Origin of the sequence: Salmonella sp. 2020_1459 (assembly GCF_043847915.1) — a bacterium.
GTDB classification, from domain to species: Bacteria; Pseudomonadota; Gammaproteobacteria; order Enterobacterales; family Enterobacteriaceae; genus Salmonella; species Salmonella enterica.
Window position 1 is genome coordinate 38,744 of record NZ_JBCMFA010000004.1, and the last position, 14,384, is coordinate 53,127.

Here is a 14,384-nt window from a genome sequence, read left to right on the forward strand (position 1 = left end):
CTTCTCCTTGAGAATTATTTTCTTGCAGGCGTTGCGACTCCTGGTTGGTACAGAGCCAGCAGTTCGTCCACCTTTTTACGTGTGCCGCCGTTGCTGCTTATACTGCGTCTAACTTTGACGACATGCAATTTTGCGAGTTGATACCACTCGCGTGTGAGCGCCGTATCATGGTTGGAAATGAGCACCGGTATCCGGTTACTGACCAGATTCTCAGCGATTTCCGCCAGATGCGCTTGTTGCGTCAGGCTAAAACTATTGGTGTGATACGCTGTGAAGTTAGCCGTGGCGGATAGCGGCGCATAAGGCGGATCGCAATAGACCACCGACGACTTGTCCGCACGCGCCATACTGTCTGCGTATGACTCACAGTAAAAGAACGCATTCTGCGCTTTTTCTGCAAAGTGGTACAACTCCGCTTCCGGGAAGTAAGGTCTTTTATAACGACCAAACGGTACATTAAATTCCCCGCGTAAGTTATAGCGACAGAGTCCGTTATAACCGTAGCGGTTCAGATATAAAAACAGTACCGCCCGACGAAAGGGGTCCTGGCAGGTGTTGAACTCCTCACGGAGTTGGTAATAGACCTCAGCCTGGTTAGTTTCAGGCATAAACAGCTCGCGCGAAGCCTGTACATACTCGTCAGTACGTAACTTCACGATGTTATAGAGGCTAATAAGGTCGCTGTTGATATCGGCGAGGATATAACGAGAAAAGTCGGTGTTAAGAAACACCGATCCGGCACCCACAAAAGGTTCGACAAGGCACTCGCCTTTTGGCAAATGTCGTTTGATATCATCAAGCAGAGGGTATTTTCCCCCTGCCCACTTCAAAAAAGCGCGATTTTTTTTCATGCTGACTAACTAATTACACCTTCTCCGGCTGTGGAGAAAGCTCCGACAGCATCCTGCGCTTTAGGCTGTGCCGCGTTGCTTTACGGCGCATTTGACGGTAGCAAATGCGCCCCTCGCGCCTGTCCTGAACAAAAATAGCTGTCAGCGACACTCACAGGCAATTGCAGGACACAGCCTGGATTATTTCAGATCGGCCTGAACCTGATGCAACGGTTTTGCCCACGGGTTTTTCGCCTGCACATCGGCAGGTAAGGTGGACACCGCACGTTTAGCATCTTCTTTCGAAGCATACATCCCCGTTACCAGCACATACCACGGTTGTCCATTACGCGTCGTCTCGTATACCACATAATTTTTCAGGTTCTCTTTCTTCGCCCAACCGTTCAGGTTGTCGTAATTTGAAGAACTACTGAGCTGCAATGTGTAGTGGCTGGATGGCGCACTCTTTAATGCGCCAACGTTGCCGGCGCTTTTCCCGCCGCCTGCGACAGGCGTCGTCGAGGCTTGCGCTGGCTTCGCGGTTTGTACCGGCGCAGCGCTTGCCGTCGCTGTCGGCGCAGCCGTCGTGGTGGTCGCTTTCGGCGTCGCGGCTGGCGCTGCCGGTTCCGTGCGTTTCACTGGCGCGACCGGTTTCTTCGGTTCCGCAGTGGTGGTTTTCGCCGTGGTCTGCGGTTTCTTAGGTTCAATGACGGCCTGTTTACGTTCCGGACGCGTGGTATGACGCTCAGCAGGTTCGCTAACCGCCGCCTGACGCGTCGTGCTGCCATTGCGAACTGGCGCGACGGTTGCAGGCTCTGTCGGCAACGTAGAGTTCACCGCAACATTGTTCATCTGCTCTGGATTCTGCGTCAGCGCATTATTCAGATCGCCCTGCACTTCCACGCGCTGCTGACCGTCAGCGACCACAGGCGACTGTCCCTGCGTCGGCGTTGAAGAAATCGGCGGCAACGAAATATCCTGCGACGTATTGCCCGCGGTTTGTTCTGCGGAGGTGGCGCCCGGCGCAGGCTGGGTCGCATTCGCCTGATCGGCGGCGTTACCGGAAAGATCGATACTCTTTTCGCCAGAGGCCGACGGCTCGCTGGAAGACGTTGAGGGGGCTTTCAGCGCGGAGCCGATACCGATAATCAACAGCAGCAGCACCAGTACGCCAACGCCCATCATCATGTACTGACGAGAGGCTGGCTTATGGGCCGCTTTTTTACGCTTACGTGGGCGGCGTTCAACACGCTCTTCGTCCACCGTATCGTCTTCATCGGATTCGTACTCTTCTTCAACTTCAGGTTCTTCACTACGCGCTTTACGCGTACGCGTCGGACGGCGATCGTCGGCGTCCAGATCAACGTCATCAAAGTTGATCTGCGGCTCATTATCGCGTTCTGAAGATTGACGAGAACGACCAGTACGACGATCGCTGGGATCGGGTTTCAGCTCGTCTTCTGGTTTGAATTCATCCATTTAACACCCCACTCAAAGGTTAATGCTTACGACATTGCACATAACCTGAAGCTAAAAGACTGACATCTACGCAATATCAGTCTGACCTTTCTTGTTGTTACGCCTGCTGACAGTCAGCAATCGCGCTAAGAACGACTTCGTGCGACACTCCGCCGCGCACTTCACTTTTCCCTATGGCCAGCGGAAGCACTAAACGCAGCTCCCCCGCTAACACTTTTTTATCTCGCAGCATGTGCGGCAAATAGTCCTGCGCGGACATCTCGCAAGGGCCATTGACTGGCAGCCCGGCCCGCTCGAGTAGAGCGATGATGCGCTGCGTATCAGCAGAACTGAACTGCCCCAAACGCTCGGATGCGCGCGCAGCCATCACTATACCTGCGGCAACGGCTTCACCATGTAACCAATTGCCATATCCCATTTCCGCTTCAATGGCGTGGCCAAAGGTATGTCCAAGATTCAGTAAAGCACGTAAGCCCGCTTCACGCTCGTCGGCGGCAACAACTTCGGCTTTCAGCTCGCAACAACGACGAATACAGTACGCCATCGCCGGGCCGTCCAGACGCAACAGCGCATCCAGATTATCCTCAAGCCAGGTGAAGAAGTCCGCGTCGAGTATAATGCCGTATTTGATCACCTCTGCCAGTCCCGATGCCAGTTCGCGTGCGGGAAGCGTTTTCAGGCAATCAAGATCGACAACCACAGAAGCGGGTTGGTAAAACGCGCCAATCATGTTTTTGCCAAGGGGATGGTTGACGGCGGTCTTCCCGCCCACGGAAGAATCAACCTGCGACAGTAAGGTAGTTGGCACCTGGATGAAACGAACGCCTCGCTGGTAGCTGGCCGCCGCAAAACCGGTAAGATCGCCAATCACGCCGCCGCCAAGCGCGACCAGCGTGGTATCACGACCATGCGGTTTTTTCAGTAACGCCGTAAACACCGTATCCAGCACCGTCAGGCTCTTATACTGCTCGCCGTCAGGAAGAATCACGCTGTCTACGTTAACGCCCGCCCGTTCGAGTACGCCGCGAACCTTGTCCAGATAAAGCGGCGCCAGGGTTTCGTTGGTCACTAACATGACCTGATCGCCTGATTTCAGCGGCAAGAATGAAGCTGGTTCGTTAAACAAACCAGCCGCGATGGTGATCGGGTAACTACGTTCCCCGAGAGTGACTGTAATCCTCTCCATGACGCGACATCCACCTTAGTTACTTGTGCCCGCTTACCCAGCGTATTCTGCTTGAATTAGTTGCTTTCCAGCATATGAATAATCTGGTTTGCCACAACCTTAGCGCTTTGATCGTCGGTGCGAATGGTGACGTCGGCAATCTCTTCGTACAGCGGATTGCGTTCGTTAGCCAGCGCTTCCAGAACTTCGCGAGGCGGTGCTTCAACCTGCAACAGCGGGCGTTTTTTATCACGCTGCGTGCGCGCCAGTTGTTTTTCGATGGTCGTTTCAAGGTAGACCACGACGCCACGCGCGGAGAGACGGTTACGCGTTTCACGCGATTTTACAGAGCCACCGCCGGTTGCCAGCACAATACCCTGTTTTTCCGTCAATTCGTTGATAACTTTTTCTTCACGATTACGGAAGCCGTCTTCACCTTCAACATCGAAGACCCAGCCCACATCAGCTCCGGTTCGTTTCTCAATCTCTTGATCAGAATCGTAAAATTCCATATTGAGTTGTTGAGCTAACTGGCGCCCAATAGTGCTTTTTCCGGCACCCATAGGCCCAACCAGAAAGATATTGCGTTTCTCTGCCATTTTTTCGGTACTACTAAGACTATTCGTTAATGGTAAACCCGCTTCACAGACACCCAGCGCAGCAGGACATGAACTGAAACCTCATAAGATATTGCGAGAGTCAGACTGAAAATTATCTCAATACTCAAGCGGGTTTGGCAACTGAATAAATCACCAAGCCTGATTGTTGCAAAACCCGAGTTAGCGTTGCCGGATGGCGGCCAGAACAACATATCCGGCCTACAAATTGTTCTACTTTCAAACAATTGTGCGCAATCCGCAGAACCAATACGTCTGCATCAGCGGACATTCAGCCGTTTATCATCGGTCTTATGCACACCTTCGGCAAGGCAAAGCGCATTAATCAATGCGTAAGCAACGAAAAGCACGACTCTCAAATCGGTACTCCTTGTATGCTAAATACATCCGCACGTCAAATCCCGCAGATGCGTTCAGTGCAAAAACAGCGCTTTTTTATGCATAAATTATTCTGTCGCCACCAGTCTGGGGGTGATAAACACCACTAATTCGCGTCGCTCGTCCTCTTTGCCGTCATGGCGGAAGAGCTGACCAAGCCAGGGAATATCCCCCAACAGCGGCACGCTATCGCTACCCGATTTATTTTTTCGCGAAAAAATACCGCCCAGCGCCAGCGTCTCGCCGCTTTTTACCTCTACCTGCGTTTCAATTTCCTGTTTATCTATCGCCAGCACTTCGCCGTCAGCCTGTTGTAGTACCTGACCGGGAACATTCTGGCTGATATGTAACTTCAGGCGGATGCGCCCTTTTTGCAAAACGGTGGGCGTCACCTCCATTCCCAGCACCGCTTCTTTAAATTCCACGGAGGTCGCGCCGCTTTCGCCGCTGGAAACCTGATAAGGAATTTCGCTGCCTTGCTTGATACTGGCTGGCTGCAGATGGGAAGCCAGCAGCCGGGGGCTGGCGATAATATCCAACTGCTGCTTTTGCTCCAGCGCTGACAGCTCCAGATCCAGCAAGCGTCCGTTAATGCGCCCGATGTTAAACCCGACGCGTGAGGTGGCGGCGGCGACAGATAAATCACTGGAAAGCGTCGTCACGTCACCCACCGAGCCCGCTTGCGTCGCGTCAGCCAGCGTCCACTTTACGCCCAGTTCCCGTAGACTCTTTTCGTTAATGGTAACGATATGCGCCGCCAGCTCCACCTGCGCCACCGGCAGATCCATTTGCGATACCCATTTTTCCAGCTCCGCCAGGGCCGCGCGGTTATCGCGTAACAGCAGGCGGTTGGTGCGCTTATCTACCATGATGGTTCCCTTCGCGCTCAGGAGTTTCTCGCCCGCTTTCGCCAGTTCGGCGGCATCGGCGTATTGCAGGCTAATGCTGCGATTTTCCAGCGGTAAATTAGCCTGAAGCCTTAACCGCTCGGCATCCTGCCGCGCACTGTGCTCTTTCTGCCAGGCCTGTGAATGAACATGGAGAATATTCCCCTCCTGACGCAGCACCAGCCCCGCGCTATTGACCACCGTCTGTAGCGCCTGTTTCCACGGCACATCCGTCAGATGTAGCGATAATGTCCCGCTGACGTCCGGAGACACCACCAGATTCTGCCGCTCCTGTTCGGCTAAAGTCTGCAAAACCTGCACCACAGGGACGTCATCAACCACCAGCGTCACTTTCGCCGCTTTTCCCGCCTGCGCGGCGGGCATCAAGGCTATCAGTATTATGGCTATCCATCGCTTCATTGTCCGCTCCCTGACGTAGCCACCGCCACTGCGGCGGCGCACAATTTTTACCGGTCGTTAACGTTAAGGCTTCCGCCGTCAGGCGGACAATCGTCCAACCGTTTTCCAGCGTCTGCCCTTCTTCCACTCGCCGCCATTTTTGCTGGCTGTCTTTAAGAATGCCTGTCCATCGCTCGCCTTTACGCACCGCGCCCTGATACCGCCACTGCGAGAGTTCGGCTATCCGGCAGCGATCTTCCGGCGGGCGGAAGGGATCGCGCATTCCCGTCAACGTCAGCAAACAAAAACAGAGCAATACACCGCGGCTAACCTTCATTCGCCAGGCGCTCCAGTTGCAGCATCATCAATAATTCCGCCCCCTCTTTACGCAATGAAAACCGACTTACGCTCATCTCGCTTTCGGCCAACCGGACAAACAGCGACGGCACCGCATCCCAGGACGTTTTCAGCGCCAATTCTCCCCCCTGCGCCGATGGCTGCCAGTGCAGCAAACGCAGGGGAGGCGCCTGGAAATCTAACGGCGAAAAAGGACGCGGATTTTCCACGGTGCGCCCGAAAAGCGGTTCAGCCGCGACGCTCAGACGGCGCAGATGACGCCACTGTTGCCGGGCGGCCTCGCGCTGCTGGCTTAACCGCATTTGTTGCGTATCCAGCGTTTTCCAGCCGGGATAGCCCACAGATAACGCAACCGTCAGCGTCAGGCACAGCACGCCTGCACACCAACCAAAAACCCGACCACGGCGCGACATCCCGTACCAGATATCAAAGAGCGCGTTCACGGGCGGCGCTCCTCGTTAACTGATAATGGAACTGCCAGCGCCCTTGCGCATCCTGCTGCGTGGCGCCCGTGCGGTTTAGCGGAAAACTGACATAGTGACGAAGCGATGTCTCAAGCGTGAGCAGGGCGTCAAACGTTCTCGCCAGCCCTTCCAGCTCTAGCGTCTCTTGCTGATAATTGAGGCTTGTCAGCCATGCCTGCTCTGGCAACAGATTGGCAAGGTCAGTCAAGATAGATTGCCAGGCTTGCGTCAGTTCACGCTGCGCCTGACGTTGTAATCGCGCCTGTTGCTGTCGCTGACGCTGCTGCAACTGCGGTATGTTCGCCGCAAGCGCCGTCGTGCGTCCGTTTTCCGCCGTCAGTAGCAGTTCATTAATCCTCCCCTCCTGCCAAAAAACCAACCGGGCGATCGTCGCGAGGCTTGCTATCAGCAGCAGGGATGCGCCCCATACCACGCACCACAGCCGCAGACGCGCTACGTAATGTTGGCGCCGCCAGGGGAGCAAATTGACAGAATGCGCCATCAGCGTATCTCCCCCATGGCTAAACCCAGCGCAATCGCAAAGCGATAACCGTCCGGCGGAACCGGCGGTTGGCGGACGGTAACGGCGCGCCAGGGGTCGAATTCGCCTTCGGCGCATAACGAAATATGTTCCGGCACGACGGATAACGTCGCGGCAAGGTCATGCAGCGTCATCGCCTCTCGCGCCGATTTACGTCCCCACGCATAGCGCGTCGCCCACAGCCACTGGCTCTCATCGCGCCAGACCAGACATTGCCGCCCCGAAGGTATAAACGGCAGCAAGCGCTGTAGCGCGCAGGCATCGGGCGTTACAGCAGCGATGCGCACATTGAGCGTTTGCGCCAGCGTTAACAGCGCTGAAATTTCTTTGCTTTGCACGGCGGTAACGTTGAACGCAGGGCTTAGCGCATCGTCCTGAAAGTCGAAACGCAATAAGTCCGGATCCATATCCAGCTCACGCGCCATCGTTTGTGAAAGCCATGCGACTTGCTCACGTTCCCGCAGACGCATCGGCGGATGTGGAAAAGCGCGTTGCAATGTCCGATTTGCGGGAAAAGAGAGATAAATACGGTGACGTAGCGGCAGCTCGCGGCTCCAGGGTCGCAGTACGTGAGCCAGCGATTGCGGGTCAGGAATCGTACCCTCTGCCGTGGAGGCGTTCATCAGCGGCAGTCGCCACCAACGTTGCAGAGACCAGCCCGATGCGCCGCGAATAACGGCGATGGCCAGCGCTTCATGCTGCTGAATATGCAATCCTATTTGCCAGGTTTTAAAAGCCATAACGGTCGATCTCCTTATCACCCGTCGCGTTAACGGGTATATCAATGCGTCTGGCTTGCCTTTATACTACCGCGCGTTTGTTTATAAACTGCCCAAATGACACTAAATGGGAAATCTCCAGTGAAGTTCGTAAAGTATTTATTGATCCTTGCAGTATGTTGCATCCTGCTGGGAGCAGGCTCGATTTATGGCCTTTATCGCTATATTGAGCCGCAGCTACCTGACGTCGCGACATTGAAAGATGTGCGTTTGCAAATTCCGATGCAGGTTTACAGCGCGGATGGCGAACTTATCGCGCAATATGGCGAAAAACGCCGTATTCCCGTTACGCTCGATCAAATTCCGCCGGAAATGATCAACGCCTTTATCGCCACCGAAGATAGCCGCTTTTATGAGCATCACGGCATTGACCCGGTAGGTATTTTCCGTGCGGCCAGCGTCGCGCTCTTCTCCGGTCACGCATCGCAGGGAGCAAGTACCATTACCCAGCAACTGGCGCGAAACTTCTTCCTTAGCCCCGAACGCACGCTGATGCGCAAGATCAAGGAAGCGTTTCTGGCGATTCGTATTGAGCAGTTGCTGAATAAAAATGAGATCCTCGAACTCTATCTGAACAAGATCTATCTCGGCTACCGCGCCTATGGCGTTGGCGCGGCGGCACAGGTCTACTTTGGTAAGACGGTCGACCAGCTTAGTCTAAGCGAAATGGCGGTTATCGCCGGGCTACCTAAAGCGCCTTCTACCTTTAACCCGCTCTACTCGATGGATCGGGCGGTGGCGCGCCGTAACGTAGTGCTTTCGCGAATGTTAAGCGAGGGATATATCACTCAGGCGCAGTACGATCAGGCACGTAGCGAACCTATCGACGCAAATTATCACGCGCCGGAAATCGCCTTCTCCGCGCCTTATCTGTCGGAAATGGTGCGCCAGGAAATGTATAACCGTTATGGCGAAAGCGCCTACGAAGATGGTTATCGTATTTATACGACCATCACCCGCAAAGTGCAGCAGGCCGCGCAACAGGCGGTGCGTAATAACGTGCTGGACTATGACATGCGCCACGGTTATCGCGGCCCGGCGAATGTGCTATGGAAAGTGGGCGAAACGGCGTGGGACAGTAAAAAAATTACCGATACGTTGAAAGCGTTGCCGACCTACGGACCGCTGCTTCCCGCCGTGGTCACCAGCGCTAATCCGCAAGAGGCGACCGCTGCGCTTGCCGACGGCACGTCCGTTTCGCTACATATGGAAGGAATGCGTTGGGCGCGGCCTTACCGCTCGGATACACAGCAGGGGCCGACGCCGCGTAAAGTTACCGATGTCGTCCAGACAGGTCAGCAAATCTGGGTTCGTCAGGTGGATAACGACTGGTGGCTAGCGCAGGTACCGGAAGTGAACTCCGCGCTGGTTTCGCTTAACCCGCAAACAGGCGCGGTACTGGCGCTGGTCGGCGGTTTCGATTTTAATCAGAGTAAATTTAACCGCGCGACGCAAGCTTTGCGTCAGGTGGGGTCGAACATCAAACCGTTCCTCTACACCGCCGCAATGGATAAAGGGCTGACGCTCGCCAGTATGCTCAACGATGTGCCGATTTCCCGCTGGGACGCCGGGGCAGGTTCAGACTGGCGTCCGAAAAACTCCCCGCCGCAGTACGCCGGACCGATTCGTTTACGCCAGGGGCTGGGGCAGTCGAAAAACGTGGTGATGGTACGCGCCATGCGCGCCATGGGCGTCGACTATGCGGCGGAGTATCTGCAACGCTTCGGCTTCCCGGCGCAGAATATCGTGCATACCGAATCGCTGGCGCTGGGCTCCGCCTCCTTCACGCCGATGCAGGTTGCGCGCGGTTATGCGGTGATGGCGAACGGCGGTTTCCTGATCGACCCGTATTTCATCAGCAAGATTGAGAACGATCAGGGCGGCGTGATCTTCGAAGCGAAACCGAAAATCGCCTGCCCGGAGTGCGATATCCCGGTCATTTACGGCAATACGCAGAAATCCGACGTGCTGGAAAACACCAATGTGGAAGAGGTCGCGGTTTCGCAAGAGCAGCAAAACAGCGCCGTACCGATGCCTGAGCTGGAACAGGCAAACCAGGCGCTGGTCGCGCAAAACGGCACGCAGGAGTACGCGCCGCATGTGATCAATACGCCGCTGGCGTTTCTGATCAAAAGCGCGCTGAACACCAATATCTTCGGCGAACCCGGCTGGATGGGTACCGGCTGGCGTGCGGCGCGCGACCTTAAACGTCGCGATATCGGCGGCAAAACCGGTACGACCAACAGCTCGAAAGACGCATGGTTCTCCGGCTATGGTCCTGGCGTCGTCACTTCCGTATGGATCGGCTTTGACGATCACCGCCGTGATTTAGGCCGCACCACCGCTTCCGGCGCGATCAAAGATCAAATCTCCGGCTATGAGGGCGGCGCGAAGAGCGCGCAACCTGCATGGGACGCCTATATGAAAGCCGTGCTGGAAGGCGTGCCGGAACAGCCGCTAACGCCGCCGCCGGGCATCGTCACGGTGAATATCGACCGCAGTACCGGACAACTGGCGAGCGGCGGTAACAGCCGTGAAGAGTATTTCATCGAAGGCACGCAGCCGACACAACAGGCGGTACACGAGGTGGGAACCACCATTATTGATAATGGTGAAACACACGAACTGTTCTGATCAAAAAAGGCGCTCCGGCGCCTTTTTTATTGTGTTTAGCGGATGACGGCGAACGGGGAGACAAACTTTCCGTTGGCTTGATCAACGCCGCGCCATCAGGCAATTCGGCCCTGCGCTTTCAACCACTCGCGTACCAGAAACAGCGCGCTGACGTTGCGGGCCTCGTTAAAATCGGGGTCTTCCAGCAGATCCATTAAATGCGCCAGCGGCCAGCGTACCTGCGGCAATGGCTCAGGCTCGTCGCCTTCCAGCGACTCCGGATAGAGATCTTCCGCCACCACGATATTCATTTTGCTGGAAAAATAAGAGGGCGCCATGCTGAGTTTTTTTAAGAAGGTCAGGTTATGCGCGCCAAACCCGACCTCTTCTTTGAGCTCCCGGTTCGCCGCTTCAAAAACGGTCTCGCCCGGGTCGATCAATCCTTTCGAGAAGCCCAGCTCATAGGATTCGGTTCCCACCGCATACTCACGAATAAGAATCAGATGCTCATCAACGATCGGCACAATCATTACCGCCTCACGGGTTGATGGTCGCATACGTTCATACACGCGACGCACGCCGTTGCTGAACTCCAGATCCACGCTTTCTACGTTAAACAGTCGGGATTGTGCGACGGTTTCCACTTTCAGAATGGTGGGTTTTTGTAATGATTTGCTCATTGTGAGAATCTTTGCAGTGTAATCTGTGGTCATTGTGCGACATACCGCACGGTTTCGGCAATGCGAATTGCCGTTTATTTACATTTATGTAACGTAATAAAAATTAATTCTTATTTCAAATTAAAAGTCAATAGGTTGAAATAACTCCAGGAATTTGCTGATATTCCGTTTTTGGTGGTATTGCTATGATTTGCCTTCACTGGGATGCGCTTTACAATGCTCAAGTTCAACTCCACGCTTGCCGATAGCCAACCACAGAAAAATGTTTATTGGACAGGGTGCGACTGACCACGCCTGACAGACTTAGTAAGATGGGGAAAGCATGAGCACCATTCTGATTTTTATAGCTGCTTTGCTGGCCTGCTCTCTACTGGCAATATGGCGGTTCCGGGTAAAGTCCAGACGAGGAAGCTTACCGTGGATCAGCGCCTTTCAGGACGCGCAAACGCGTAAACTGTTGCCCGAAGAGCGCAGCGCGGTAGAAAATTATCTCGATAACCTTAGCCAGATCCAGCAAGTTCCGGGGCCGACAGGCGCCAGTGCTGCGCCCATCTCGCTGACGCTGAACGCGGAAAGCAACAGTGTCGTGATACTGACCCACTCCATCACCCGCTACGGCATTACCACTGACGATCCTAATAAATGGCGCTACTACCTCGACTCCGTCGAAGTCCATCTGCCGCCTTTCTGGGAACAGTACATCAATGATGAAAACAACGTTGAGCTGATCCTCACGGATACGCTGCCGCTGGTGATCTCTTTAAACGGCCATACGCTGCAAGAGTATATGCAGGAGTCGCGCGGCTACGCGCTACAGAATACGGCCTCTACGCAGGCGTCGATTCGCGGCGAAGAGAGCGAGCAGATTGAGCTGTTGAATATCCGTCAGGAGACCCACGAAGAATATGCGCTCAGCCGCCCGGCTGGCTTGCGCGAAGCGTTGTTAATCGTCGCCTCCTTTTTGTTATTCTTTTTCTGCCTGATAACGCCAGACGTTTTTGTACCGTGGATGATAGGCGGCGCGATCCTGCTGCTGGCAGCCGGACTTTGGGGGCTTTTTGCGCCGCCGTCGAAAAGCGCGCTGCGGGAAATTCACTGTCTGCGGGGAACGCCCCGCCGCTGGGGACTGTTTGGGGAGAATAATCAGGAGCAGATTAACAATATTTCGCTGGGCATCATCGACCTTATTTACCCTGCCCACTGGCAACCCTACATTACGCAGGATCTTGGGCAACAAACGGATATTGATATTTACCTTGATCGCCATGTCGCGCGCCAGGGCCGGTTTTTATCCCTGCATGATGAAGTGAAAAACTTCCCGTTGCAGCACTGGTTACGCAGCACTGTTATTGCTATCGGTTCGCTGCTGGTGTTGTTTATGCTGCTGTTCTGGATCCCGCTGGATATGCCAATCAAGTTCACGCTATCGTGGATGAAAGGCGCGCAAACCATTGAAGCGACAACGGTAAAACAACTTGAAAAAGCTGGCGTGCGGGTGGGCGATACGCTGCACCTGAGCGGTAAAGGAATGTGTAATATTCATTCCGGCGCGACCTGGAGCGGCCAGTCTAACTCACCGTTTATGCCGTTCGATTGCTCGCAAATCATCTGGAATGACGCGCCTGCGCTACCGCTGCCGGAATCAGACCTGGTGAATAAAGCGATGGCGCTAAGCCAGGCGGTAAATCGTCAGCTCCATCCAAAACCCGAAGACGACTCGCGCGTCAGCGCATCTTTACGCTCCGCGATCCAAAAATCGGGCATGGTATTATTAGATGACTTTGGCGATATTGTTCTGAAAACCGCTGATTTGTGCGCGGCGGAAGACGAGTGCGTGCGTCTGAAAAATGCGCTGGTTAATCTCGGTAACAGTAAGGACTGGAACGCGCTGGTGAAACGCGCGAACGCCGGCAAACTGGACGGCGTCAACGTGCTGCTACGCCCCGTAAGCGCAGAGTCGCTGGAAAATCTGGTCACGACCTCAACGGCGCCGTTTATTTCTCGCGAGACCGCGCGTGCCGCCCAGTCGCTAAATAGCCCCGCTCCCGGCGGATTCCTGATCGCCAGCGATGAAGGCAGCGAACTGGTTGATCAGGCCTGGCCGTCAACGCCGCTGTATGACTATCCCGCGCAGGAACAGTGGAGCGCCTTCCAGCGTCTGGCGCAAACGCTTATGCAGACGCCATTTAGCGCCGAGGGCATTGTCACCAGCGTGTATACCGATGCCAACGGCACGCAGCATATCAGCCTGCATCGTATCCCCGATAAATCCGGCTGGTGGCGTTACCTCGGCACCACGCTGCTGATGCTGGCAATGATAGTGAGCGCGGTCTACAACGGCATTCAGGCGTTCAGACGTTATCAACGCCACCGTACCCGTATGGCGGACATCCAGGAATACTATGAAAGCTGTCTCAATCCCAGGTTAACCGTCTCTCCGGAAAATCTCATCTGATAGCGCCGCCGTGCGACAGGGTATGCTACCCTGTCGCGCAAATTGCGTTACCCTGGAGTTCCCCATGCATATTGATATTGACTGGCAAAACGTGGATACCGTTTTGCTGGATATGGACGGCACGCTGCTCGATCTCGCGTTCGATAACTATTTCTGGCAAAAGCTGGTACCGGAAACCTACGGCGCGCAGCAGGGTATTTCGCCGCAGGACGCGCAGGAATATATTCGCCAGCAGTATCATGCCGTACAGCATACGCTAAACTGGTACTGTCTGGATTACTGGAGCGAGCGTCTGGGTCTGGATATTTGCGCCATGACGACGGCGCAAGGGCCGCGCGCCGTTTTGCGCGACGATACCGTACCGTTTCTGAATGCGTTAAAAGCCAGCGGAAAACGTCGGATTCTGCTCACCAATGCGCATCCACATAACCTGGCGGTGAAGCTGGAGCATACCGGTCTGGCCTCACACCTTGATTTATTACTTTCCACCCACACATTTGGTTATCCCAAAGAGGATCAGCGGTTATGGCGCGCTGTCACTGAGGAAACGGGAATAAGCGCAGAGAAAACGCTGTTTATCGATGACAGCGAACCGATTCTCGACGCCGCCGCCCGGTTTGGTATTCGCTACTGTCTTGGCGTGACGAATCCCGATTCCGGCCTGGCGGAAAAGCACTATACGCGCCATCCGTCCCTGAACGACTACCGCCGTCTGATCCCCTCGCTGATGTGAAGGAGAC

General features: G+C 54.8%; 13 protein-coding genes. 3 read left to right on the forward strand and 10 right to left on the reverse strand.

Annotated elements, in window-relative coordinates; genetic code table 11:
• Positions 1-14: 14 nt before the first annotated feature.
• The 9 genes from dam to ACH0VJ_RS12165 all read right to left on the reverse strand — a co-directional run bounded on the left by dam (position 15) and on the right by ACH0VJ_RS12165 (position 7,857).
• Entirely contained in the window at positions 15-851 is an 837-nt protein-coding gene (dam, locus tag ACH0VJ_RS12125; protein ID WP_000742132.1) for an adenine-specific DNA-methyltransferase, read from the reverse strand.
• A 180-nt stretch (positions 852-1,031) separates the two neighbouring features.
• Complete coding sequence (damX, locus tag ACH0VJ_RS12130) at positions 1,032-2,309, reverse strand: cell division protein DamX (RefSeq protein WP_000343142.1); 1,278 nt, start codon at positions 2,307-2,309, stop codon at positions 1,032-1,034.
• 97 nt (positions 2,310-2,406) lie between these two features.
• A complete protein-coding gene (aroB, locus tag ACH0VJ_RS12135; protein ID WP_000439820.1) occupies positions 2,407-3,495 on the reverse strand; it encodes a 3-dehydroquinate synthase in 1,089 nt (362 codons plus the stop codon).
• A 56-nt stretch (positions 3,496-3,551) separates the two neighbouring features.
• Positions 3,552-4,073 (reverse strand): shikimate kinase AroK, encoded by a 522-nt coding sequence (aroK, locus tag ACH0VJ_RS12140; RefSeq protein WP_000818621.1) that lies wholly within the window; start codon positions 4,071-4,073, stop codon positions 3,552-3,554.
• A gap of 464 nt (positions 4,074-4,537) precedes the next feature.
• Positions 4,538-5,776: a DNA uptake porin HofQ gene (gene hofQ / locus ACH0VJ_RS12145; protein ID WP_000832804.1), complete on the reverse strand. Its 1,239-nt coding sequence runs from the start codon at positions 5,774-5,776 to the stop codon at positions 4,538-4,540.
• Complete coding sequence (locus tag ACH0VJ_RS12150) at positions 5,691-6,092, reverse strand: HofP DNA utilization family protein (RefSeq protein WP_000868832.1); 402 nt, start codon at positions 6,090-6,092, stop codon at positions 5,691-5,693. Before ACH0VJ_RS12150 ends, hofQ begins: the two co-directional genes overlap by 86 nt.
• Positions 6,082-6,555 carry a hypothetical protein gene (locus ACH0VJ_RS12155; RefSeq protein ID WP_000992491.1) on the reverse strand — a complete coding sequence of 158 codons (474 nt, stop codon included), beginning with the start codon at positions 6,553-6,555 and terminating at the stop codon, positions 6,082-6,084. The genes ACH0VJ_RS12150 and ACH0VJ_RS12155 overlap by 11 nt, the downstream gene beginning before the upstream one ends.
• On the reverse strand, positions 6,539-7,078 hold the full coding sequence (locus tag ACH0VJ_RS12160; protein WP_000951389.1) for a PilN domain-containing protein: 540 nt from the start codon (positions 7,076-7,078) through the stop codon (positions 6,539-6,541). The genes ACH0VJ_RS12155 and ACH0VJ_RS12160 overlap by 17 nt, the downstream gene beginning before the upstream one ends.
• Entirely contained in the window at positions 7,078-7,857 is a 780-nt protein-coding gene (locus tag ACH0VJ_RS12165) for a hypothetical protein (protein ID WP_000874738.1), read from the reverse strand. Before ACH0VJ_RS12165 ends, ACH0VJ_RS12160 begins: the two co-directional genes overlap by 1 nt.
• Before the next feature lie 120 nt (positions 7,858-7,977).
• Between ACH0VJ_RS12165 and mrcA the strand changes: the two genes are divergently transcribed.
• Entirely contained in the window at positions 7,978-10,530 is a 2,553-nt protein-coding gene (gene mrcA, locus ACH0VJ_RS12170) for a peptidoglycan glycosyltransferase/peptidoglycan DD-transpeptidase MrcA (RefSeq protein WP_000673819.1), read from the forward strand.
• A 95-nt stretch (positions 10,531-10,625) separates the two neighbouring features.
• Here the strand turns inward: mrcA and nudE are convergent, their stop codons facing one another.
• Positions 10,626-11,189 (reverse strand): ADP compounds hydrolase NudE, encoded by a 564-nt coding sequence (gene nudE, locus ACH0VJ_RS12175; protein ID WP_000045725.1) that lies wholly within the window; start codon positions 11,187-11,189, stop codon positions 10,626-10,628.
• Between the two features lie 322 nt (positions 11,190-11,511).
• Between nudE and igaA the strand changes: the two genes are divergently transcribed.
• Both igaA and yrfG read left to right on the forward strand, forming a co-directional pair.
• Positions 11,512-13,644 carry an intracellular growth attenuator protein IgaA gene (igaA, locus tag ACH0VJ_RS12180; RefSeq protein WP_000104092.1) on the forward strand — a complete coding sequence of 711 codons (2,133 nt, stop codon included), beginning with the start codon at positions 11,512-11,514 and terminating at the stop codon, positions 13,642-13,644.
• 64 nt (positions 13,645-13,708) lie between these two features.
• Positions 13,709-14,377 carry a GMP/IMP nucleotidase gene (gene yrfG / locus ACH0VJ_RS12185; RefSeq protein WP_001520508.1) on the forward strand — a complete coding sequence of 223 codons (669 nt, stop codon included), beginning with the start codon at positions 13,709-13,711 and terminating at the stop codon, positions 14,375-14,377.
• Positions 14,378-14,384 lie beyond the last annotated feature (7 nt).

What these genes read in the sequence shown, in the direction of transcription:
- aroK (WP_000818621.1), bottom strand. Translation starts at nt 4,073, where the DNA reads ATGGCAGAGAAACGCAATATCTTTCTGGTTGGGCCTATGGGTGCCGGA.
- ACH0VJ_RS12165 (WP_000874738.1), bottom strand. Translation starts at nt 7,857, where the DNA reads ATGGCTTTTAAAACCTGGCAAATAGGATTGCATATTCAGCAGCATGAA.
- igaA (WP_000104092.1), top strand. Translation starts at nt 11,512, where the DNA reads ATGAGCACCATTCTGATTTTTATAGCTGCTTTGCTGGCCTGCTCTCTA.
- ACH0VJ_RS12150 (WP_000868832.1), bottom strand. Translation starts at nt 6,092, where the DNA reads ATGAAGGTTAGCCGCGGTGTATTGCTCTGTTTTTGTTTGCTGACGTTG.
- nudE (WP_000045725.1), bottom strand. Translation starts at nt 11,189, where the DNA reads ATGAGCAAATCATTACAAAAACCCACCATTCTGAAAGTGGAAACCGTC.
- dam (WP_000742132.1), bottom strand. Translation starts at nt 851, where the DNA reads ATGAAAAAAAATCGCGCTTTTTTGAAGTGGGCAGGGGGAAAATACCCT.
- damX (WP_000343142.1), bottom strand. Translation starts at nt 2,309, where the DNA reads ATGGATGAATTCAAACCAGAAGACGAGCTGAAACCCGATCCCAGCGAT.
- aroB (WP_000439820.1), bottom strand. Translation starts at nt 3,495, where the DNA reads ATGGAGAGGATTACAGTCACTCTCGGGGAACGTAGTTACCCGATCACC.
- yrfG (WP_001520508.1), top strand. Translation starts at nt 13,709, where the DNA reads ATGCATATTGATATTGACTGGCAAAACGTGGATACCGTTTTGCTGGAT.
- hofQ (WP_000832804.1), bottom strand. Translation starts at nt 5,776, where the DNA reads ATGAAGCGATGGATAGCCATAATACTGATAGCCTTGATGCCCGCCGCG.
- ACH0VJ_RS12160 (WP_000951389.1), bottom strand. Translation starts at nt 7,078, where the DNA reads ATGGCGCATTCTGTCAATTTGCTCCCCTGGCGGCGCCAACATTACGTA.